The sequence below is a fragment of the Mesobacillus sp. S13 genome, assembly GCF_020422885.1.
Taxonomy (GTDB): domain Bacteria; phylum Bacillota; class Bacilli; order Bacillales; family Cytobacillaceae; genus Mesobacillus; species Mesobacillus selenatarsenatis_A.
On record NZ_CP084622.1, the window covers coordinates 3294726 to 3317496 of the forward strand.

At 42.2% G+C, this 22771-nt stretch carries 24 protein-coding genes; 8 read left to right on the plus strand and 16 right to left on the minus strand.

Annotation, left to right across the window (positions count from 1 at the left end; translation table 11 throughout):
- Positions 1 to 387: 387 nt before the first annotated feature.
- Positions 388 to 1083 carry a Crp/Fnr family transcriptional regulator gene (locus LGO15_RS16925; protein ID WP_226085353.1) on the plus strand — a complete coding sequence of 232 codons (696 nt, stop codon included), beginning with the start codon at positions 388 to 390 and terminating at the stop codon, positions 1081 to 1083.
- Positions 1084 to 1395: 312 nt separating this feature from the next.
- Here the strand turns inward: LGO15_RS16925 and LGO15_RS16930 are convergent, their stop codons facing one another.
- Both LGO15_RS16930 and LGO15_RS16935 read right to left on the minus strand, forming a co-directional pair.
- A complete protein-coding gene (locus tag LGO15_RS16930; RefSeq protein ID WP_226085354.1) occupies positions 1396 to 1875 on the minus strand; it encodes a DUF456 domain-containing protein in 480 nt (159 codons plus the stop codon).
- Between the two features lie 65 nt (positions 1876 to 1940).
- A complete protein-coding gene (locus tag LGO15_RS16935; RefSeq protein WP_226085355.1) occupies positions 1941 to 3572 on the minus strand; it encodes a Na/Pi cotransporter family protein in 1632 nt (543 codons plus the stop codon).
- 219 nt (positions 3573 to 3791) lie between these two features.
- Here LGO15_RS16935 and LGO15_RS16940 point away from each other — a divergent pair, with 219 nt between their 5' ends.
- From LGO15_RS16940 to ispG, 3 genes are all read left to right on the plus strand, one after another.
- The gene (locus LGO15_RS16940) at positions 3792 to 4568 is read left to right on the plus strand and encodes a DUF1189 domain-containing protein (RefSeq protein ID WP_226085356.1); all 777 of its coding nucleotides are present in this window, start codon (positions 3792 to 3794) and stop codon (positions 4566 to 4568) included.
- Positions 4569 to 4784: 216 nt separating this feature from the next.
- The gene (locus tag LGO15_RS16945) at positions 4785 to 5135 is read left to right on the plus strand and encodes a hypothetical protein (RefSeq protein WP_226085357.1); all 351 of its coding nucleotides are present in this window, start codon (positions 4785 to 4787) and stop codon (positions 5133 to 5135) included.
- Between the two features lie 126 nt (positions 5136 to 5261).
- Entirely contained in the window at positions 5262 to 6350 is a 1089-nt protein-coding gene (ispG, locus tag LGO15_RS16950; protein ID WP_226087921.1) for a flavodoxin-dependent (E)-4-hydroxy-3-methylbut-2-enyl-diphosphate synthase, read from the plus strand.
- Between the two features lie 61 nt (positions 6351 to 6411).
- Here ispG and LGO15_RS24370 read toward each other — a convergent pair whose 3' ends face one another.
- Positions 6412 to 6957 (minus strand): DUF4190 domain-containing protein, encoded by a 546-nt coding sequence (locus tag LGO15_RS24370; RefSeq protein ID WP_413231353.1) that lies wholly within the window; start codon positions 6955 to 6957, stop codon positions 6412 to 6414.
- 160 nt (positions 6958 to 7117) lie between these two features.
- Between LGO15_RS24370 and LGO15_RS16960 the strand changes: the two genes are divergently transcribed.
- Positions 7118 to 7687: a 5' nucleotidase, NT5C type gene (locus tag LGO15_RS16960; protein ID WP_167831579.1), complete on the plus strand. Its 570-nt coding sequence runs from the start codon at positions 7118 to 7120 to the stop codon at positions 7685 to 7687.
- 46 nt (positions 7688 to 7733) lie between these two features.
- Here the strand turns inward: LGO15_RS16960 and LGO15_RS16965 are convergent, their stop codons facing one another.
- Genes LGO15_RS16965 through LGO15_RS16975 form a run of 3 tightly spaced genes read right to left on the minus strand, consistent with a single transcriptional unit; the run spans position 7734 to position 9786 of the window.
- Entirely contained in the window at positions 7734 to 8147 is a 414-nt protein-coding gene (locus LGO15_RS16965) for a zinc uptake transcriptional repressor Zur (protein ID WP_226085358.1), read from the minus strand.
- Positions 8148 to 8159: 12 nt separating this feature from the next.
- Positions 8160 to 9002, minus strand: a complete 843-nt coding sequence (locus LGO15_RS16970) for a metal ABC transporter permease (RefSeq protein WP_226085359.1) — start codon at positions 9000 to 9002, stop codon at positions 8160 to 8162.
- The gene (locus tag LGO15_RS16975) at positions 8995 to 9786 is read right to left on the minus strand and encodes a metal ABC transporter ATP-binding protein (RefSeq protein WP_167831582.1); all 792 of its coding nucleotides are present in this window, start codon (positions 9784 to 9786) and stop codon (positions 8995 to 8997) included. The genes LGO15_RS16970 and LGO15_RS16975 overlap by 8 nt, the downstream gene beginning before the upstream one ends.
- Before the next feature lie 145 nt (positions 9787 to 9931).
- On the opposite strand from LGO15_RS16975, the gene LGO15_RS16980 reads away from it, so the two are divergent.
- Entirely contained in the window at positions 9932 to 10186 is a 255-nt protein-coding gene (locus LGO15_RS16980) for a DUF2624 domain-containing protein (protein WP_226085360.1), read from the plus strand.
- A 283-nt stretch (positions 10187 to 10469) separates the two neighbouring features.
- Here LGO15_RS16980 and LGO15_RS16985 read toward each other — a convergent pair whose 3' ends face one another.
- Both LGO15_RS16985 and LGO15_RS16990 read right to left on the minus strand, forming a co-directional pair.
- Positions 10470 to 11360, minus strand: coding sequence for a deoxyribonuclease IV (locus tag LGO15_RS16985; RefSeq protein ID WP_226085361.1), 891 nt, complete (start codon positions 11358 to 11360; stop codon positions 10470 to 10472).
- Positions 11361 to 11382: 22 nt separating this feature from the next.
- On the minus strand, positions 11383 to 12699 hold the full coding sequence (locus LGO15_RS16990) for a DEAD/DEAH box helicase (RefSeq protein ID WP_167831584.1): 1317 nt from the start codon (positions 12697 to 12699) through the stop codon (positions 11383 to 11385).
- Positions 12700 to 13024: 325 nt separating this feature from the next.
- On the opposite strand from LGO15_RS16990, the gene LGO15_RS16995 reads away from it, so the two are divergent.
- Both LGO15_RS16995 and LGO15_RS17000 read left to right on the plus strand, forming a co-directional pair.
- Positions 13025 to 13591, plus strand: coding sequence for a YqfQ family protein (locus LGO15_RS16995; RefSeq protein WP_226085362.1), 567 nt, complete (start codon positions 13025 to 13027; stop codon positions 13589 to 13591).
- A gap of 110 nt (positions 13592 to 13701) precedes the next feature.
- On the plus strand, positions 13702 to 14655 hold the full coding sequence (locus tag LGO15_RS17000; protein WP_167831586.1) for a 4-hydroxy-3-methylbut-2-enyl diphosphate reductase: 954 nt from the start codon (positions 13702 to 13704) through the stop codon (positions 14653 to 14655).
- A 79-nt stretch (positions 14656 to 14734) separates the two neighbouring features.
- Here the strand turns inward: LGO15_RS17000 and LGO15_RS17005 are convergent, their stop codons facing one another.
- From LGO15_RS17005 to LGO15_RS17040, 8 genes are all read right to left on the minus strand, one after another.
- Positions 14735 to 15850, minus strand: a complete 1116-nt coding sequence (locus LGO15_RS17005) for a Nif3-like dinuclear metal center hexameric protein (RefSeq protein ID WP_226085363.1) — start codon at positions 15848 to 15850, stop codon at positions 14735 to 14737.
- Positions 15847 to 16557 (minus strand): tRNA (adenine(22)-N(1))-methyltransferase, encoded by a 711-nt coding sequence (locus tag LGO15_RS17010; RefSeq protein ID WP_226085364.1) that lies wholly within the window; start codon positions 16555 to 16557, stop codon positions 15847 to 15849. The genes LGO15_RS17005 and LGO15_RS17010 overlap by 4 nt, the downstream gene beginning before the upstream one ends.
- Before the next feature lie 120 nt (positions 16558 to 16677).
- Complete coding sequence (gene cccA / locus LGO15_RS17015) at positions 16678 to 17043, minus strand: cytochrome c550 (protein ID WP_167831695.1); 366 nt, start codon at positions 17041 to 17043, stop codon at positions 16678 to 16680.
- A gap of 184 nt (positions 17044 to 17227) precedes the next feature.
- Positions 17228 to 18367 (minus strand): acyl-CoA dehydrogenase family protein, encoded by a 1140-nt coding sequence (locus LGO15_RS17020; RefSeq protein WP_226085365.1) that lies wholly within the window; start codon positions 18365 to 18367, stop codon positions 17228 to 17230.
- A 98-nt stretch (positions 18368 to 18465) separates the two neighbouring features.
- Positions 18466 to 18996 (minus strand): hypothetical protein, encoded by a 531-nt coding sequence (locus LGO15_RS17025; protein WP_226085366.1) that lies wholly within the window; start codon positions 18994 to 18996, stop codon positions 18466 to 18468.
- 109 nt (positions 18997 to 19105) lie between these two features.
- Positions 19106 to 20236, minus strand: a complete 1131-nt coding sequence (gene rpoD, locus LGO15_RS17030; protein WP_102263622.1) for an RNA polymerase sigma factor RpoD — start codon at positions 20234 to 20236, stop codon at positions 19106 to 19108.
- Between the two features lie 44 nt (positions 20237 to 20280).
- Positions 20281 to 22086, minus strand: coding sequence for a DNA primase (gene dnaG / locus LGO15_RS17035; protein WP_167831591.1), 1806 nt, complete (start codon positions 22084 to 22086; stop codon positions 20281 to 20283).
- A gap of 15 nt (positions 22087 to 22101) precedes the next feature.
- Positions 22102 to 22587, minus strand: coding sequence for a YaiI/YqxD family protein (locus LGO15_RS17040; protein ID WP_318999843.1), 486 nt, complete (start codon positions 22585 to 22587; stop codon positions 22102 to 22104).
- Positions 22588 to 22771: the final 184 nt, after the last annotated feature.

The window sequence follows — 22771 nt, forward strand, 5'->3', positions numbered from 1 at the left end:
TTCGGAACAAATCTATCTTACAATTCAGTAATTAGAATTGTTCTAAAAGTGCTTCTAGTTTAGATTACCAAAGAACGGTAATCGTTTCAAATAAAATGCTTTATAGAACGAGTTTAATATCCCCTTTTCTTCGAAGATTATGCCTTTTATTTTCATTAGCATCATAATTATTGAAAATGTGCTCTTTAAATGAATCCGTACTAGTGATCAAATCCTCTTTCCCATTAAAGTTTCAGAAAATCGTCAATATTGCCCGAAAGCCGTCCTGTCAACGATATAAGTCGCAACCCAAGGATCATACTTACATTTATTACCAATACACCATTGACACAGTAACAACAATTCTTTTAAATCAAAAGTATAGAAAGGCTTAATAAGGAGACGACCATGATGGACAAAAACATATCATTATACAGCTTAATTTTGCAGAACTTCATCGACCGGGAAACAATCCAAAAAATCAAGCCAGACACGATGCTTTTTCAAGAGGATGAACATGTAGAGAATGTTTATGTCATCTTGAGCGGAAGCGTTTCGGTTGGACGTATCCATATGAAAGGAAAGGAATTCATCCTCAAAATCCTGAATGGCGAAGAAATGATCATAGAGTATGAGTTGTTCAAACACAATCCACGTTATCATTTTTCTGCAAAGACCCTAACAGAATGCGAAATCCTCATGATAAAAAGGGAGCAATTCGAGGAATTCATCATCAATGATAGAACCGCTATGAATGCAATGGTCAATTGGCTCAGTACCAGGTATCTCAAAGCTCAGATGAAATGCCAGGACTTGATCATGAATGGAAAAAAAGGTGGTTTATATTCCATTCTGATAAGACTGTGCAACAGTTATGGCGTGATGACAGACGAAGGCATCCTGATTGATTTGCCCCTCACCCATCAGGAGCTGGCGAATCTCACATATGGAACACGCGAAGTGATTCAAAGGATGCTTAAGGAATTACGTGAAAAAGACATCATCGCTTACGATCAGCTTAAATTCACAGTGAAAAACCTCGCCTATTTAAAAAGAGAAGTCGATTGCCAGAACTGCTCCTTCGAAATTTGCGGGCTTAATTAATCAACCGTGCAAATAATGCCCATATGGAAACAGAAACACTCAGAACGGGTTTTATCCTCTTAAAGGAGCTCTTATGGCCACCGCCGATTCGTCATAATGGTACGATTCGCTCTGAATTGTTACCTTATAAGATGCGATGCTGCCGCATAAGGGTACGATTCGCTTTGAATTGTTTCCTTATGGGATGCGATTCTGTCGCATAAGGATACGATTATGAAGGTTATACCTCCCGCAGCTCAAATTAATGGAAATTTCTTTAAGGCCGAAACTGCCACCCATATAAAAAACTCGTGCTGCACGAGCACGAGTTTTTTATATAAGTATGAAGAAATAAACAATCATGATGGTCATGATGATTCCTTTTGTCACCACACTGCTGACAAAACCAACGACAGAACCGAAGCCAACCTTAACCGCTTCATTCAGGTTCTTTTTATTAAAGAGCAGTTCCGCAAGTGCCGCTCCCAAAAATGGACCAACCAGGATTCCGAGGATCGGAATGACAAAGGGACCGACCAGCAAACCAATTGTGCTTCCCCACATGCCAGCCTTGCTTCCTCCATATTTTTTTACCCCGATGATATTAGCAACATAATCAGCTCCAAACAACAAAGCAACAAAGAGTCCCTGAATGGACCAAAATAACCAGTTAAAAGGCTCAAAAGAAAAAAACAAGCCGTAAAGGATGAAGCCGCCTAACATTAAAAGAACACCTGGCAAGATTGGCACGACCAAACTCGCAAAAGCTCCAACGAATAACACTCCAATGATTATCCAATAAACAAATTCCATTCATTCCATCCTTTTTGATTGTGAAATAAAAAATAAGCAAAGGTTTCCCTTTGCTTATTTTACCACTATTTCTGTTCGCCTAAAACGTACTCAGCAATGTTTACTGCATGGTCACCGATTCGCTCCAGGTTGCTGATGATGTCTACGAATACGATCCCAGCCTGTCCTGTACACTGGCCTTCGTTCATGCGAAGGATATGCTGCTTTCTAAGCGTACGTTCCATTCTGTCAATCTCATCTTCTTTTGTGACTACTGCTTTGGCAGCTTCCGGACTCTTTTGGTCCAATGCCTGAAGCGCTTCTTCCACAGTACTAACAGTCAGGTTGAACATCACTTCCAGGTCTTCCATAGCCGTATCGGTCATCTTCACTTTATTGGCTTGCTGATACTCAATCAGTTCTACAATATTCTCGAAATGATCTCCGATTCTTTCAATATCTCGAACTGTGTCCATCAGCATACTATGCTCTTCTGATTCATGCTCTGATAAAGAGCTTGTTGACAAATCTACAAGATAATCTGTAATTTTCCTATCAAGATTATTGATCGCTTCTTCCAACTGTAAAGCATTATTGGAATGCTTTGTGTTTTTTGTTTTAAGGAATTCATTCGTTTCTTCTAGTCCCTTTAACGCGAACTTACCCATGCGCAGGACTTCTTCCTTTGCCTGTCCGAGAGCGATGGATGGAGATTGCTCAATAAAAACAGGATCAAGATGCTGAGCCTTGTAATCGACAATTGAATCCTCGCCTGGAATCAGCTTCGTTACAATCAATGCAAGTGCTGCAACAAAAGGCAGCTGGATCAGCGTATTAGTTGTATTGAAAAGCCCATGAGCAAATGCAATGGTCATTTCTGGATTCAAAGAAAGATTGTCTCTTAGAATCTCTATTATAAAAGTAAAGGGCTTTAAAAGAATTAAAAACAGTGTCGTACCGATCAAGTTAAATAACACATGAGTTGCAGCTGCTCTTTTTGCTGCTACAGAAGTACCAATTGCTGCAAGTACAGCAGTAATCGTCGTTCCAACGTTATCACCAAATAAAACTGGCAGAGCTCCATCAAGGTTAATCAGGTTTTCAGCATGCAATCCCTGAAGAATACCAATCGTCGCACTCGAACTTTGTACGATTACAGTGAAAACTGTACCGATTACAACTCCCAAGAATGGATTAGAACTGAGTTCGACTGTCAAATCATGGAATGACTCAAGACTGCGAAGCGGCTTCATTCCTCCGCTCATCAACTCGAGACCATAAAATAAGGCACCAAAACCGAAAACGATTTGTCCGATATTATGTACCTTCTTACTTTTAAAGAAGAACAAAAGGATAGAACCGACGGCAATGATTGGCAAAGCATATTCACCAACATCAATACCAATAATAAACGCGGTAATTGTCGTTCCGATGTTTGCGCCCATGATGACCCCAATCGCCTGGCGCAGTGTCATGAAACCTGCACTAACAAGTCCTACAGTTATGACCGTCGTGGCAGAACTGCTCTGGACCAATACAGTAACAATAAGCCCAGCTAAAACACCCATGACGGGGTTTGTTGTAAAGCGGTCCAGGACATCACGCAATCGATCCCCCGCTGACTTCTGCAAACCATCACCCATGAATTTAATGCCGTATAAAAAGATACCAAGTCCACCAAAGAACTCAAACAGCATTTCTTGTAAATTCAATTCCATTTTTTCAACCCCTAGATTTATTTCGACAAACATCTACAAACATGATTATTATGAAGGAAATATTAATGAAAAGTAAACTATTTAAGCAGCGAATTTACAATACCTTAACATTTCCTCGTTATGTTACAGAAATGTTACAAAGTGATTTTAAAATGGTTGTTATTCAACTGCTTCAAAAGCTAAAATAGGGAGTGTATCTCTATTAAAGGACGTGTACCTATGAATATCTTCACACAAATCGCAAAAAGCATGTATTCCCCTAAGGTAATAGCGGACGCAAGAATCCAGGGAATCGGCAAAACTATCTTATTCGTCTTCTTGCTTACACTTATTTCTATCTTGCCAGTTGTCTATTATATGTTTGCGGGAATCTCGGAAGCTGTAGGCACGGTAAAACAATCGATCCAAAAAGACCTTCCCTCCTTCACAATTGAAGAGGGTATACTCCAATCCGACATAAAAGCACCACTAACCATCAAAAATGGAAGTTTCACGTTAATTTTTGATCCAACCGGCGCGATTGATCAAGGAGAGCTCACTGGGATGGATGCAAATGTTGCCATGCTTCAGGAAGAAATCGTTCTTGCTGCCGGCGGAGAAACCAATGCTGTTCCTTACTCTCTGTTCTCTAGTGAAACGATGACAAAGGATGACCTCATTTCACTTGTCGACACCGCTGAATCTTCACTTCCCGTGTTGCTGGGCCTATTGTTTATTGTCGTCTATGTTTTTTCAAGCGGGATGAAATTCATTGAGGTGTCTCTACTAGCCCTATTCGGTCTTCTTTTAAAAAATCTCGCTGGCAGAAAGCTGCAATACAGACATTTATGGAGAATGGCCGTATATAGTACAACACTCCCTACTATATTTTTTACGATTATGGCATTTTTAAAGACAGAAGTGCCCTTCAGTTTCTCAGTCAATTGGTTTGTAGCTTCAATGATGCTGCTTTTAGCCATTAAAGAACTGCATGCAATTGACCCTAAGGAAAGTTAAAAATGCGCCTCTGGCGTATTTTTTTTGCCTTATCCTATGGTTTTCTTTCTTTCTGCCCCTTTATTCATTTTCTTAAACAAATGAAGTCTCTCAACTAGAATGTATCCTACTTATTCCATTTCTTTTTTTAAAACTTTCATTTTTTCTATCAAATAGGTTCTTATCTCTATTTCACATGCATAAATAATGATATAAGCATTAAAGGAGGAAGGTCCTATGAAAAAACTGGCAGGTTTATTCGTTTTCTTGATCTTAGCTTACGCAGTCTACAATGATTTAAGCATAGGGACCCTTCCAGCGGCAAAAATGCAAGAACATGAAATGGCGACAAAACATAAGGCAGAGAAAGCAGAAGTACAAAGTTCACAAGAAACTCCATTTTTCGAGCATGAAGTACTGCCTGGTGATACAGTACTATCAGTCATTGACAGATATTTAGAAAGTCCACTTGACGTTCCTGTCTCACAAGCGGTGGAGGACTTCAAAAAGTTGAACAATGGAACAGATCCCCAAAAGATCAAGTTCGGAAACACCTATAAATTCCCGGACTACAGCAGCCAAAATTAGCAAAGGCTAACAATTGAAGTCTTTCCTTGTCAATTTGAGCAAAGAATTGATAAAATGGGGTTATGCAACTTTAGGAACATTTTCATGAATTCCATTTTTCAAAGGAGCGAATCACTGTTGAGTGAAATTATACATCGTACCAAAACCCGTCCAATTAAGGTAGGGAATTTAACCATTGGAGGCAACAATGAAGTTGTCATCCAGAGTATGACGACAACCAAGACGCATGATGTCGAAGCGACCGTTGCTGAAATCATGCGCCTTGAAGAAGCGGGCTGCCAGATCGTCCGCGTGGCCTGTCCAGATGAAAGAGCAGCCAATGCCATATCAGAAATCAAAAAAAGAATTAACATACCTCTTGTTGTAGATATCCATTTTGATTACCGTCTTGCACTTAAAGCAATTGAAGGCGGAGCTGATAAAATCAGGATCAATCCGGGAAATATCGGCAAGCGGGAGAAGGTAGAGGCTGTCGTTAAAGCTGCAAAAGAACGCGGTATTCCGATCAGAATCGGTGTTAATGCGGGCTCTCTTGAAAGAAGGATCCTCGAAAAATATGGCTACCCTACAGCGGATGGCATGGTAGAAAGTGCATTGCACCATATCAAAATCCTTGAGGACCTTGATTTCCACAATATCATCGTGTCAATGAAGGCTTCCGATGTGAACCTGGCGATTGAAGCATATGAGAAAGCGGCAAAAGCTTTTGATTATCCGCTTCATCTTGGAATCACGGAATCCGGAACTTTATTTGCAGGTACTGTGAAAAGTGCCGCTGGCCTTGGAGCGATTCTCAGCAAGGGCATCGGAAACACTGTCAGAGTATCATTAAGCGCCGATCCAGTGGAGGAAGTAAAAGTTGCGAGAGAATTGTTGAAGTCATTTGGCCTTGCAGCCAATGCTGCAACATTGATTTCATGCCCAACATGCGGACGGATCGAAATCGATCTAATCAGCATCGCCAACGAGGTGGAAGAGTACATCTCAAAGATTAAGGCACCGATCAAGGTAGCTGTCCTTGGATGTGCTGTTAACGGCCCTGGAGAAGCACGTGAAGCCGATATCGGCATTGCAGGGGCAAGAGGCGAAGGACTTCTTTTCAGAAAAGGAGAGATTGTCCGTAAAGTGCCTGAAGAAACAATGGTTGAAGAACTTAAGAAAGAAATCGATAAAATTGCTGAAGAAAAGATTCGTGAAGCTGCTCTTCAGCAATAACCAATCAAAATGCCCGGGAAATGATTCCCGGGCATTTTTTGTTGGCAATCTTATATCACCGTCAGAAGAACGGCAGGATAAAGATACCGACTAAGATTGAGATTGTCCCAATCCCTATGGCCCAGCTTCCGATAGCGGATCCTCTTCTGCGAGCCATGAAACCAAGGACAATCCCTGCTGCTCCAAAAAGTACAGGTAAAATAAACAGCGACAAGATCGATAGAGCAAGAGCTGAGTATGCAAGCCCTCGTCCTCCAGTTGTACTTTCCTCTTCTGACCTTCTGTTAATCGCAGGTGGAGCAGGAGCAGCAATTTCAGCCGCTGTTTCTTCCTGGTACTGTCCAGGACGGGCAATTGCTGTCATCTCCTGATAGTACTCATCACGTCCAGGTCCAGCGATTGCAGTCATTTCCTGATAGTGTTCATCACGTTCAGGTCCGGCTATCGCAGTCATTTCCTGGTAATGTTCATCACGTGCAGGAGCATACAGTTCTGTTGCTGTTTCTTCCTGGTATATTTCATCACGCGCATCCCTGATCGTGATGACATCCTGCTTAGGTTCAGTGATATATTCGGTACCTCTCTGTTTTCGTTCTTGGTCTGCCACTTTAATCCCTCGCTTTCTTAAGTGGAGCATTTATTATTGTTTACGAGCAGAGAGGATTTCATCATGGCAATGTTTGACTAAATCTTGAGAAAGTAAATCTTTTGTGGACTATCCATATTTGGTAAGATGAAAGAAAGAAGAATGTTTAAGGAGAAGATGGATGAAAAAACGTTTCGGCATAGATATTGACGGTACAGTCACTTGTCCCACTACATTTGTACCTTATTTAAATGAAGGATTCGATTTGAATATTACACTGGATGATATCAAGCAATATGATTTTATGCCCTTGGTATCGGTTTCCGAAAAAGAATTCGCAGCCTGGTTCAAAAAAATGGAACCTGTCATTTATTCTAAATCTCCTTTAGCAGAAGGAGCCAAGGATATACTAAAAAGCTGGGAGAATGAGCACGAACTATATTTTATCAGTGCAAGAGGCAGACATTTACTCGACCTGACGAAAGAATGGTTCTCCGTAAATGAACTTAAATATCATGACATCCACCTGATTGGCTCACATGATAAAATCGAGGCAGCCCGCAAATACGATGTGGATATATTTTTCGAAGATAAACATGATAATGCAGTAAACCTCCATGAAGAACTGAGTATCCCGGTGATTCTTTTCAACACTCCTTATAACCAGGAACCGATTCCTGATGGCGTGATTCGTGTCAACAATTGGCAGGAAGCGAATGAATGGGTAGAAAATTGGCACAAAAATAGTTAAAACGGCCATTTGCATGGCCGTTTTTTTATGTTTTTCTAACTATAAGTTATTGGACGCAATCAGGGCATCGACCATATATTTCGAACTTATGTCCCGATATATCATAGCCTTTGAAGCTTGCTTCGATATTCCTCATCGGACAGGTCTCAATTTCCTTCGTTTTCCCGCAGTCAAGACAAATGAAGTGATGATGATGCTCTTTGTGAGAGCAGGTGAAGCGGAAATGCTTTTCACCAGATAGCTCTGTCATTTCAAGAATCCCCAGTTCAGCAAACACGCTCAAATTGCGGTAGATGGTATCGAAGCTTAGGCCCGGGTAATTTTCCTTCATCTGTTCAAGTACATCACGCGCAGTCAAATATTTGTCATTATCAGAGAACAGCTGGAGCATATCCTCACGTTTACCGGTATGTTTGTATCCCTGTTCCTTCAACAGGTTCATTGCTTCATTCACATTCATGAAATCACCCCGTTAGATGGATCTTGTTGCTGCACGTTTTTTTAGCCAAATCGCCAGCACAAGGATGAGTACTGCTATCATCACAATCGTGCCGCCTGGAGCAAGGTCCAGATAATAGGACAGGAATAAACCGCCCAATACTGATACCTCACCAAATAGGATGGAATAGAAGATGGTTTGCTTGAATCCCTTCGCGAAACGGATGCTCGCAGCAACTGGCAGAGTCATCAGGGAAGAGACCAGCAAGATACCCACGATTCTCATTGATGCTGCGATCACCAATGCCACCATAACAATGAAGATAAAGTGGAGCGTCTTTGCAGCAATACCAGTCGCCCTCGCATATTCCTCATCAAATGATAATAGGAAAAGTTCTTTATACAATAACACAACAAGCGCTATGACAAGGATGCTGATAATGAGGATAGTCCATAAATCAGCCCTGCTTACCGCGCTCACGCTGCCGAATAAATAACTGAACAAATCTGTATTGAAGCCGTCAGCTAGTGAAATGAAAATGACTCCAAGACCGATTCCCCCGGAAAGGATAATTGGAATCGCTAATTCCTGGTAATGTTTATACACTGTACGCAGCTTTTCAATGAACAATGAGCCTCCAACGGAAAAAGCCATTCCCATGTAAAGAGGATTCAACCCACTGAAAATCAGGAATTTTTTCTCAAGCAGCAGACTCGCCGCAATCCCCGCCAGTGTCACATGACTGAGGGCATCCGCTATAAGAGAAAGTCTTCTGACGACGATAAAAACACCAAGAAGCGGAGCAATAACGCCTATGATCATACCAGTCAAAAAAGCATTCTGCAAAAATTCATATTGCAACAGTCCGCTAATCATGAAGGTGCCCTCCTTCGTGATGATGATGATCGTGTGTCAAGACATGGACATCATGTCCATAAATCTCTGAAACATCATTGATCTTCATTTGTTCAAATTCCTCGGCACTTCCATGGAAATGCATGTTTTTATTCAGGCAGGCAACATTCGTGACTTTTTCTGAAATCGTACCAATATCGTGAGTGACCAAAAGTAAAGTGATCCCTTTCTCTTTATTAAGTGTTTCGAGCATTTCATAAAAAGAGTTGACGTTTTGAACGTCCACACCTACCGTTGGTTCATCCAAAATCAGGAGTTCAGGCTCACTGACCAAAGCCCTTGCGATGAAAATCCGTTGCTGTTGGCCACCAGAAAGCTCTCCAATATTCCTGTCGAGAAATTTCCCCATCCCGACCGACTCGATAGCATGCTTTATTTTTGCATGATCACTTTTCTTTAAAAAGTTGAAAAGGCCTAGCTTCTTCGTCAGCCCACTGGCCACGACCTCAAATACAGTAGCAGGAAAGCCTGTGTTGAAAGAATTTGCCTTCTGAGAAACGAAGCCAATTTTATGCTGTTCCTTAAATTTGCTAATATCATGTCCAAACAGGGAGATGGAGCCTTTCTGCGGCTTGATCAATCCCAGCATCAGCTTAAGCAATGTCGACTTGCCTGAGCCATTGGGGCCAACAATCGCTAAAAAACTTCCCTTTTGAATAGACAGATTTATATTCTCAAGAACATTTTCTTTATCATATCGATAATAAAGATCCTGCACCTGGACGATGTATTTATTAGAGTCCATTTTTTATCACCCGAAAAATAAGAATCATTCCGATTTACCTTTAGTAGTATATCTCTTACAGGCCATATTGTAAACAAAATAACTCGAGAAAATTGTCACGAATCCAGAACTGGGCACATACCCTACTATGAAGGAGTGATGATCTTTGGCTATATTTGAAAATATCATTAATCACAAAATAGGCAACATTACGGCTGATGAACTGCTGAAGTATGCAAAACAATTCAACATCTCCATTACCAGGCCACAAGCAGAGAAAATCACCGGATACTTAAAAGGGAAAAAAGTGAACATCTTTATTGATTCAGAAAGAACTGCCCTCATCAAACAAATTGCCAGAATCACCAGCCCTGAAACAGCAAAAGAAGTCAACAAACTATTTGTTAAATTCACTAAATAAGACATGTGTCCGTCAATGTTATTGACGGATACTTTTCCTTTATTGCGGTCTGTTTTTGTCCGTCATCATCCTTATAACGGACATTTTTCCCTTTGGCCAGCCTACTTTTGTCCGTCAGCACTCTTATGACGGACACTTTTTACCTTCTCCGACACGGTTTTGTCCATTATCTCCATATGTTGATGTTTTTATCATAACAGCCATGTCAATTTGATGCGAACCCATTGAACAAAATAAAGCTGTGGAACATGGATGTTCCACAGCTTTTACTTCATGTATCCCATTAGCTATTCTTGATGAGTTCAAGCAAGTTCTCATCGAATTGTTTGTTTCTCAACATGTCAATTTCATGTTTGTATGGCGCTTTTTTATTGTTTTTGTCCTCACCAACATAAGGGGTTTCGAGAATTTTAGGTACATGTGCCAATTGCGGATGGTGGACAATGTAGTTTAACGCGTCAAATCCGATATGGCCAAATCCGATATTCTCATGACGGTCCTTCCTCATCCCGACTTCATTTTTGCTGTCGTTGATATGAAGCACCTTTAATCGATCCAGACCGACGATCTTATCGAATTCATTCAGGACACCATCAAAATCTTCAACGATTGGATAACCGGCATCATGTGTATGGCAAGAATCAAAGCAGACAGACAGCTTGTCATTATGGGTGACGCCTTCCATGATCATCGCAAGTTCTTCAAAGGATTTTCCACACTCCGAACCTTTTCCGGCCATCGTTTCAAGTGCGATTTGAACCTTATCATCGCTTGTCAGAACCTCATTGAGTCCTTCAATGATTTTTTTTATGCCCTCTTCTGTGCCAGCCCCAACATGTGCACCTGGATGGAGCACGATTTGCCTAGCCCCGATTGCTTCTGTGCGATCGATTTCGCTGCGCAGGAATCTTACTCCTAAATCAAAGGTATCAGGATTCTGTGTGTTCCCAATGTTGATGATATAAGGAGCATGTACGACAATTTCATGAATGCCGTTCTGCTCCATATGCAGGCGGCCTGCTTCTATATTCAGGTCCTCAATTTTTTTTCTTCTAGTATTCTGAGGTGCCCCTGTATAAATCATGAAGGTATTTGCTCCATAAGAGATAGCTTCCTCACTTGCTGCCAGCAGCATTTTTTTTCCGCTCATGGAAACGTGTGAGCCAATTAACATCTTGATCTCTCCCTAACGTCCATTATTTATTTCTTTTTTGGATACGGTTTTCACGTTTTTTAATCTTATCCATTTCATATTTCATCTTCTTTTTATAGCCTGGTTTTACCTTTTTAGGCTTGGAAACGAGCGACTTTGCCTTTGCCTCGCCTGCACTTTCCTTCTTCTTTCTGTTCTGGCGTCTGTTCCGCTCTTCAATTTCGGTGAACTCACCTTTTTTCAAATCGATATTTTTAAAATCGATGCCCATTTTTTCGAGACGCACCAATGCATCTTCATCACGCTGCTCATATATTGTGAGAGCAATTCCTGAGGAACCTGCTCGTGCAGTCCTTCCTACCCTGTGGATATAAAAATCAAGATCCGTCGGCAGCTCATAGTTGATCACATGGCTGATTCCCTGGATATCGATTCCTCTGGCGGCAAGGTCAGTCGCCACAAGATATTGGAACTCCAGGTCCTTGATTTGCTTCATGACGCGTTTACGTTCACGCGGGCTCAGGTCTCCATGGATACGGCCAACCTTCAGTCCCTTTTGGATCAAACCATCAGCAATCTCATCAGCCTTTTTCTTCGTATTGGCAAACACAATTCCTAGATAAGGGTTGAATGCAAGAAGAGCTGAGTGAACTAGCCCGATTTTATCCCGATGCCTTGCAGGCAGAAGGATATGTTCTATCTTCTCTGCAGTAGCCTGTTTCGGATCGACTTGAACATATTTCGGATTTTCCATATATTTTTTCAAAAATGGTTTTAATTTCTCAGGGATCGTCGCTGAAAAAACAAGCATTTGGATTTTTTCAGGCATGCGGGATGCAAACTGGTCAATGTCCTCGATGAATCCCATATCAAGCATCAAATCTGCTTCATCAACAATTAGAATATTGGCTGTATGGACGTACAAGGCGTTTTCCTGTACAAGGTCATTGATTCTTCCTGGTGTGCCTATAACGATTTGCGGCTGTGTCTTAAGCTTTTCAATTGTTCTTTGCTTGTCCGTTCCGCCAATATAGCAGCGGGCAGTAATCTGTTCGCCTTCCGGAGCGTGTTCAGCGATTTTTAAGACTTCATGGTAGATCTGATTTGCAAGTTCACGTGTTGGAGCAGTGATCACTGCCTGAACTTCATTTCGGGAAGGATCTAGCTTGTCCATGATTGGAAGTACATAGGCATGCGTCTTTCCAGTTCCTGTCTGGGATTGACCGATTGCGCTATCGCCTTTCAGCACAGTCGGGATCAGGCGTTCCTGGATCTCAGTCGGCTCGTAAAAGCCTAGTTTATTGATTGCATCTATAATGAACGGCTTCAGTTCATAACGTTTAAATTTTGTTTCACTCATTGAAAATCTCCTTCTTTTACCCTGTCCCGCCAATGTATCCGGGAGTACAGCCTGTTCCGAAAGCTGTTCTTTTTCAGGTTCATCCTGTAATTATAATAAAGATTGCAGAAAATCTCCAATCAGTACTATCTTAACCTTTCCTATAAAAAAAACAAACCTGTTGGCAGCAGACTTTTTTTCTTTAAACCATTCCTGACTTTTTGCATACGCTAATAGGAGATGAAATATAGGGAAAGGAGGGGTCACGATGCTTCAAGGACCCCGTATGAATATGCGCGGAATGCACAATCGCTTTCAGGGCCCCCGCATGATGGGAGGCCCGCGAATGGGTCAGCAACAGATGTATTCGAACCCATTCGGCCCTGGTCCTGGTCCCATGATGCCACAGGGCCAGATACCGCGGATGGCGGGCAGGAATCAGCGTTCAAGGCAAGGCGGCGGAATGCTTTCAAAAATACTCGGAAAAGGAAATAACCAGCGGAATGGTGCCGCAGGTTTGTTATCAGGGGGAAATCCAGCAACACGGGGGGCAGCATCAGGCGGTGGAATCCTGAAATCGCTCGCTGATCCATCTGCGTTGAATGGGTTTCTCACCAACACTCAAAAAGTTCTTAGCACAGCACAGCAATTCGGACCGATGATTCAGCAATACGGTCCACTTGTCCGAAATCTGCCTTCGATGTGGAAGTTGTACAGAGGATTGAAAGACCTCCCAGATGCTGATGAACAAACGGCTGAAACAGAAACGAATGAAACAGAGACGAATGAAAAGGCTGAAAGGAAGAAAAAACCACAAAAAAACAAAAAAAATGGTTCTAGTTCCCCAACACACCAAAAGCCTGTAAAAAAACAAAGCAATAACTCAGGTTCTTCTCCAAAACTGTTCATATAAATCGGTAAATAGTTAATTCATTCCTTCTGGAAAGTCACTTTTGTATTCTTTCTGCAAGTCTTATATAATAAAAGAAAGAATCAGAGGTGTATTCTTAGGAGGATGACTCAATGAATGTAATTAAAATATCGCCACGCGGATATTGCTATGGTGTTGTTGATGCCATGGTCATTGCACGCAATGCTGCATTGGATAAAAGCTTGCCGCGTCCAATATATATACTTGGTATGATTGTCCATAATAAGCATGTCACTGATGCATTTGAGGAAGAAGGCATCATTACATTAGATGGAAACAACCGCAAGGAAATCCTTGAAAAAGTTGATGGCGGAACAGTTATTTTTACAGCACACGGAATCTCACCTGAAGTCAGGGAGCTTGCCAAGGAAAAGGGGCTAGTCTCGATTGACGCGACATGTCCTGACGTGACAAACACCCATAACCTGATTAGGGAAAAAGAAAAGGAAGGTTTCGAGGTTATTTACATCGGCAAAAAAGGCCATCCCGAACCTGAAGGAGCAGTTGGTGTCGCACCAGGAATCGTTCATCTTGTGGAAACGGCATCGGATGTGGAAGCTTTAAATCTTCAAGCTGAAAAGTTGATTGTCACTAACCAGACAACGATGAGCCAGTGGGACGTTGCCGATATCATGAAAAGCGTGAAAGAAAAATATCCTCATGCAGAGGTCCACAGAGAAATCTGTATGGCAACACAGGTACGCCAGGAGGCAGTCGCGGAGCAGGCTAAGGAAGCAGATGTCCTTATTGTCGTTGGCGACCCGAAGAGCAATAATTCAAATCGTCTCGCTCAAGTATCCGAAGAAATAGCTGGTACAAAAGCATATCGGATTGCTGATATTACCGAGCTGGATATCGAATGGGTAAAGGATGCTGACACAGTCGCAGTCACTTCAGGAGCATCGACTCCTACTCCGATCACAAAAGAGGTCATTACTTTCCTCGAACAGTTTGATAAAGAAAACGAGACAACCTGGATGAAAGAGAAAAAAGTACCCCTTCATAAAATCCTTCCAAAGGTCAAGAAGACAGGGGCAAACGTATAATTAGACGAAAGCAGCCTGAACCGAATTTCAGGCTGCTTTTTATTGTTTTTTGAATTTAGCTTTGATTATCACTCATAACCTAAATAAAAGTAAAAGGGTCGGTCTCTATTTCTGAAGGGATATATTTGACTTCATAACCTTTTTCCTGGCTAAGCCTTTCCATCACAACAGCGACTCCATGTTTCATGATTTTCTCTACATTATGCCCTGGATCAATCATATTCAAGCCGGCCATCAGCGCGTCATGTGCAGTGTGGTAATAAATATCCCCTGTTACATAGACGTCAGCCCCGCGGAATTTCGCCTGTGAGTAATATTTGTTGCCATCACCGCCAAGGACTGCTACTTTTTTCACCTTTGCATTCAAGTCACCGACAACGCGTACTTTATCGACACCCAAAGCTTCCTTTACGACATCGGCAAATTGGGACAGAGTCGTCTCATCCACCTGTCCGATTCTGCCAAGTCCCAGTTGTTCTCCTGTATTGTCAAGTCGATATATATCGTAGGCGACTTCCTCATAAGGATGGGCTTTGATCATAGCCTGGATGATCTTTTTTTCCATACTTTGTGGAAAAACAGTTTCTACACGTACTTCTTTGACTGCTTCAAGCTTCCCTTGTTCGCCGATATGAGGATTTGTATTCTCCCCTGGGAGGAACCGTCCCTCTCCCGCTCCGGAGAATGAACAATGGCTATAATTGCCGATTGCTCCTGCTCCTGCATTTCCTAATGTCTCACGGAGGTTCTCAGCATCCTCCTCCGGCACGAAAACGACAAGCTTCTTCAGTTGATCTTCATAAGTAGGCACAAGCACTTGAGCATTCTTTAATCCTAGAGCAGCAGCCAACAGGTCATTCACTCCGCCTTTTGCTACATCCAAATTTGTATGTGCTGCATAAACCGCGATGTCATGTTTGATCAGCTTGGCAATCATTCTTCCTGCAGGAGTGTCCGTTGCGATTTTTTTCAAAGGCCTGAAAATGGGCGGATGGTGGGCGATGATCAATTGAGCGTTCTTGGCGATCGCCTCCTCCACCACTTCCTCTGTTACATCAAGAGCCACGAGGACATTCTCGACCGGCTGGTTCAAGGCTCCGATTTGCAAACCGACCTTATCGCCTTCCATCGCAAATGCTTTAGGGGAAAACTGTTCAAAAAGCTGAATCACTTCATGCCCATTCACCTTTTTCACTGTAACGCCTCCTCTGCCATCTTCAATTTAGCTTTCAATTCCTGCCTCTTGCTCTCTGTATCATCGTTTTGCACAGCATCATCCAGCTGCTTAAGGATACGTTCCCAATTTCGCTTTTCTCCATTCCACTTATCCTTGAATACTGCTGACTTCTCTTTAAGCAAAAATGGACCAAACAGAATGCCAGAATCAAGGTTAATATCCTGATATGGCTTAAGCGGTTCCCCTTTGTCAGCTACAAGGACTTCATAAATTTTCCGATCTTCTTCAAGGATTTCTTCTTTGACTAGCTCCCAGCCATTGTCAATCAGCCATCTGCGCACAGCAAAGCTGCCAACATTAGGCTGGAGGACAAGCCTGCTGACTCCTTCTAATTTTGATTTCCCCTTTTCCAGGATCGTTGAGATCAATGTACCGCCCATACCGGCGATGGTAATGCAATCCACTTCTCCCGGTGCAATGACTTCCAGTCCGTCCCCTTTTCTGACTGAAATCTTGTCAGTGAGTTTTTCTTCCTGTACTTGTTCAATGGCAGATTGGAATGGACCTTCAGCGACCTCACCAGCAATCGCCATTGGAACCACTCCCTTCTTTACAACATGACAAGGAAGGTACGCATGGTCAGAACCAATATCAGCCAGCTTCGCCTCCTGGGGAATATTATTTGCAACGGCTTCAAGCCGGTCAGAGAGTCTTTCAGTATTCATACAAGTCACCTACTAAATCGTATTTTGCTTTTTTAAGTATATGAAACACGATGCCTATTGTCCAATTATGCAGGAGTGAAAAAAGTAAAGGCCCTTTGCTATGCAAAGAGCCTTTAAAGATTACTTCAATTCATTGACAATCCATTCTGCCATTTCTGCTTCCTTGCCTGCAGCCATTCCTGGTGGCATGTTACCTTTACCATTAACCAAAATGTCCTGAATTTCTTCTTTGGAATACTTGCTGCCAACACCTTTTAATGAAGGACCTGAAACACCTTCATACTGGTTTCCGTGGCAACCTGCACATGACTGCTGGTAAAAATCCTCCGGGTTAGCTTCAGCTGTTTCTTCGGTCTTTTCACCGCCGCCTTCATGTTCCTTTGCAAGATCCTTGGAATCCCCAATACCCTTGAAAGAAAGCAAGAACATCAAGCCGATTCCCATCACCATGATCAATACGAACGGGATAATTGGATTACGATTCATCATATACCCTCCTTTATGTACAACATCAAACTTAAATAATGATTTCACACAGATATTATTTTACTTGAAAAACGTTTACAGGGAAAGTAAAAAAGCAAACTTTGTCACACTTGTTCACAATTTAGACAAAAAACTCCATCGTTTGATGAAGTTTTTCTGTACAAAGCATATATAGGATACCCTTTTAGCAGCCAATTAATCTTGCAATCACCATTCTTTGGACTTCTGAAGTGCCTTCACCAATCTCCAGCAGCTTAGCATCCCTCATGTAACGTTCTACTTCGTACTCTCTCATATAGCCGTAGCCCCCATGGATCTGGACAGCCTGATCAGCTACTTCCATCGCAATCTCAGAAGCATACAGCTTACACATCGAAGCTTCCTTCGAGAATGGGCGCCGTTGATCCTTCAGCCAGGCAGCCTTATAGACCATATTGCGTGCAAGTTCAATTTTCATTGCCATGTCAGCAAGCTTAAACTGGATCGCCTGGAACTGTGAAATCGGCCGGCCGAATTGCTGTCTTTCTTTCGCATATTGCAAGGCTTTTTCATAAGCAGCCTGAGCCACTCCGACAGCCATAGCGCCTATTCCAATCCTGCCTCCATCCAGCGTGACAAGGAATTGCTTGAAGCCTTCTCCTTTTTTGCCAAGAAGGTTTTCAACCGGAACATGTACGTCCTCCATCACAAGCTGAGTCGTGTTGGAAGCATTCAATCCCATTTTTTCATAATTATCAATGACAGAAAAACCAGGTGCATCGGTTGGCACGATAATCGCACTGATTTCCTTTTTCCCATCGACATTGCCCGTGATCGCTGTCATTGCGAGATGTTTGGCATAGCTTGCATTCGTGATAAAGTTCTTGCTGCCGTTGATGATGTACTCTCCATCCACTTCTTTCGCTGTTGTCTGTGTTCCTCCAGCATCCGAGCCTGCATTAGGTTCGGTCAGTCCGAAAGCCCCCAGTGATTCACCTGAGCAGATTGGTGCAAGATACTTTTGTTTCTGTTCCTCTGTACCAAATAGATTGATAGGTGCGCCACCGAGAGATATATGGGCTGAGTATGTAATCCCGGTTGAAGCGCAAGCCTTGCTCAATTCCTCCGTTACAATCGCAAAACTAACCGTATCAGCCCCAGCTCCGCCATATTCCTCAGGGAACGGCAAACCCAGCATTCCTAGTTCTCCGAGCTTTTTGAAGATTTCTGTCGGGAATTGTTTTGTTTTATCTCTTTCAATCGCTCCTGGAGCAACTTCTTCCTCCGCAAATTCTTTAATCGTCCTTTTAATCATGGCCTGTTCTGATGTTAAATCAAAATTCATTTCCATCCCCCTTAAAACATTGAATGCGTTTACATTCTTCATTATAAAGGTGAATAAACAATTTTCTCAACATTTAAAAACTTTTAAATTGTTAAAAATTATATAAATATAGCAATTACCAGGACAATTAACCCCAAGGTTCCGGAAAGTTTAAAGCTCACCATGTTCCACTTCGACCCTGCTGCAATCCACAATATACAGTTCAAGCCCGCAACGATGTACAACAACAAGGGGAGCTCAGGAAATATTATTTCAGCTGCCTGAACAGATGTGATCAATAACAAAAGTGCTGAAGTTAGTAATGGGATCAGATCAAAAAAAGATTTTTTCAACATGTACAGAACTGCTGAAAGGGTCGTAATTGCAAAAAAAATGATGAAGGCAGTTTGCAAAAAGAGCGACAATTCAGTAAAATAAAATAAAAAAACTGAAAGCGATAACAATCCAATCAGGATAAAACTACCCAATCCTGTAATGCTTCTCGGTCTTTTTTGCTTAGGCAGTTCAGCTTCCTCACTTCCTTCTGTATACAGGTTCAAAAGGAAGTCACAATAGTGATCCGGCAACATCCTGTTTTGCTTCCAGTACTTAATCTCATAGGTGATGATTTTCCTGCGATGGTCATCCATATTTGGGCACATCCTGTCTTAATGATGATCTAACTTAGAAATAATATTAGCTCATAGAAAAAGGAATAATTTACTTTTATTTTAAAAAGTAAATTATTCCTTGGCAATCCTATTCTAAAAAGTCTTTCAATCGTTTGCTGCGGCTTGGATGTCTTAGCTTACGAAGTGCTTTCGCTTCAATTTGGCGAATACGCTCGCGTGTAACGCCAAATACTTTACCCACTTCTTCCAAAGTGCGTGTGCGTCCATCATCAAGACCGAAACGAAGTCTTAAGACATTCTCTTCACGGTCTGTAAGCGTGTCAAGGACATCTTCCAGCTGTTCCTTCAAGAGCTCATATGCTGCATGTTCTGAAGGAGAAGTAGCATCCTGGTCCTCGATGAAATCCCCAAGGTGGGAATCATCTTCTTCACCGATTGGTGTTTCAAGGGATACTGGCTCCTGGGCAATCTTCAGGATTTCACGTACTTTTTCAGGGGAAAGGTCCATGTCCTCACCAATTTCTTCAGGTGTCGGTTCGCGTCCCAAATCCTGAAGGAGTTGCCTTTGCACACGAATCAATTTGTTGATGGTTTCCACCATATGGACAGGAATCCTGATTGTCCTCGCCTGGTCAGCGATGGCACGTGTGATGGCCTGACGAATCCACCATGTTGCGTAGGTACTGAATTTAAAACCTTTACGGTAATCGAACTTTTCTACAGCCTTGATTAAGCCCATGTTACCTTCCTGAATCAGGTCAAGGAATAACATTCCACGGCCAACGTAACGCTTGGCGATACTTACTACCAATCGAAGGTTAGCTTCTGCAAGCCGTCTTTTCGCTTCTTCATCGCCTTGTTCGATTCTTTCTGCCAGATTGATTTCTTCTTCTGCAGAGAGCAGGTCGACACGGCCAATCTCTTTTAGATACATCCTTACCGGGTCATTGATCTTAACTCCCGGCGGGACACTTAAGTCATTAAGGTCGAATTCTTCATCGTCTTTTGCAAGCTGTTTGATGTCAGGGTCTTCAACCTCATCGCTTTCACCTACGAGTTCAATCCCTTGTTCACCGAGGAACTCATAGTATTCATCCATTTGATCGGAATCAAGATCAAAGCTTGATAGCCTTTCTGCGATATCATCATAAGCAAGGACACCTGTTTTCTTGCCAATTGCTGTTAACTGGTCTTTCACTTGTTCAACTGTCACTTCATTTTCGGTGACTTCTTTAGAACGGGCTGACTTTTCAGCCATATGTCCCCCTCCTTCCAAAAATCAAAAACAATCAGCATAAGCTTCTATAAGGTCTTGCGCAATTGGATAATTTCAGTGGCAATCGCCGCAGCGCGCAAGAAATCGTTTTGTCGTTCTGCCTGTTTTTGTTCTGCCATTTTTTCCTTTATTTTTAACATTTTTTGATAATTCAAGACCTGCTTGATATAATCAGATAATTCCTGGTCACTGATTTCCTCATTAAGAGGCATCATTTCAATATCAGCAACGACCCTTTTTAGCTTATTATCCTGAAGATAATTTAAGAACGCTCCCGGGTCAGGATCATGTCCTTTTTCATAGTATGCAAATAAATAAGTAATAATAGCCTGGTGTTCATCAATGTTCAATGTATTGCCTGCAAGCAGCTCTTGAACCTTATATGCCACATCGGCATCTTTCATCATATGGAAGATCATTCGCCTCTCGGCCGTATGATAGGCAGGCTTTAGCTCTGTCTTCCTTGTATAGCTTACAGGTCGTGATTCTGCTCGCGGTTGATTTTGCTTTTTTGGAGCCGATACCTGAACCAACTGATTGAGCTGCTGGATCAATGCATCTAAGGAAAGCGAAAACTCAGTCGCAAGCTGCCTCAAGTACAGGTCTTTTTCGACTGCTTTATCGAGTGCACTTATTTCTTTAAGTACTTCTTCGATATATTGAAGTCGATCTCCTTCATTCTGAAGGTTTTTCCCACGGCGATGATATATTAATTTAAATGCCATTAAAGTGGCACTGGAACCAATGATCTCGTTCCTGAATTTGTCCTCGCCATGCACTTTTATGAAATCGTCCGGATCCATTCCATCAGGCATCATGGCAACCCTGACAGAAACCCCTGCTTTTGACAGCATGTTTGACGCCCTGAATGCTGCCTCAATACCAGCTTTGTCCGAGTCGTAACAAACCGTTACAGCTTGAACGTTTCTTTTGAGCAAGGAAATATGTTCCTCGGTCAAAGATGTTCCCATTGTGGCAACACCGTTTTCTACGCCTGCACGGTTAGCGGAAATAACATCGGCAAAGCCTTCGAAAAGTACAGCCTGCTGCTGCTTTCGAATTGAGCCGCGGGCGAGATGAAAATTATATAAAATTTTACTTTTATTGAAGATTTGCGTTTCGGGACTGTTCAGGTATTTGGGCTCTTCGTCCCCCATTGCTCTCCCTGAAAACGCAATCGTATTTCCCTGATGATCCAGGATCGGAAACATGATCCTGTTCCGGAACCTGTCAAAGTAGGTACCTTCGTTTTCCCGCTGAATGATCAATCCTGCTTTGGAAATCAATTCGAGCGAGAATCCCCGTTTCTCCAGCAGCTTAACCGCAAAATCCCATGATGGCAGCGCATAGCCAATCTGGAAGGTGTCAATTGACTCCTGTGTGAATCCTCTGTTCAGAAGATATTCCAGGGCATCCTGACCCTCTTTTGTGTTTACAAGCAAATGATGATAGAATTTACGCAATAGTTCATGCGCTTCAATCATCTGCTTGGAACCTTCAGGCAGTTGTGGATTTCTGCCTGCAGCCTGACCTTCAAGTTTCAGTTCAATGTTAGCCCTTTCCGCGAGCTTCACTGCAGCTTCTTGAAACGACAGACCATCGATATCCATCAGGAATGAAAAGACATTCCCGCCGGCTCCACAACCAAAACAGTGAAAAATCTGCTTATCAGGTGAAACTGAAAATGACGGAGAGTTTTCCCCATGAAATGGACAAAGCCCAAAATAATTGCGGCCTTGTTTTTTCAATTGGACATAATCACCAATGACATCGACTATTTCAACCGCTTGCCGGATTTCATTTACTTTTTCCTCGGCAATCCTCTCTGCCATAAGCATGACCTCTAATTAGTTGTGATTCGTTGAACATACCTTGAAATTCAATAAAAGCTTGTTCAATCCCTTTATAAACTTTTCCCTATCTCTTTCAGTAAAGGGCTTTGGCCCTTTTCCATAGGATCCTTGCCTTCGTGCCCGCGCAGAAAGATATCTTAAGTCAAGAGCAGTCTGAATGTCCTTTTCTTCAAATAAATTTCCCCTTGGAGAGATGGCATAAACCCCTTTCGCAATAAGCGTAGAAGCAAGACCAATGTCCTGCGTCACCGCAAAATCACCTTTTTTCACGTGGTTCATTAAATAAAGGTCTACAGCCTCCTTATGAGAATCGACAAAAACCCAGTTCTGCCCTTGAAGATCGTTCTTCATATGAGCATATGAGGCCACAAAAACAGCTTCGATGGAATACTTCGAAGCAATTTCGACAATTTCCTTAATAACCGGGCAAGAGTCTGCATCAACAAAAAGGGTCTGACTGTTGATTTTACTAGTATTAATTCTACATCACTCCGCATATTCCTTCTTAAGGAATGGATTTTTTTAAGGGAATTTTGTCGAATTTTTTCGCGGTCAATATCTTGACAACTGATAGTAAATAGTTTATTCGTAATTTGTCCAGTCTAAACCTAAACAGATACATTTTTATCACAATTTTTTATTATAGTATAAGAAAGCCTATTTT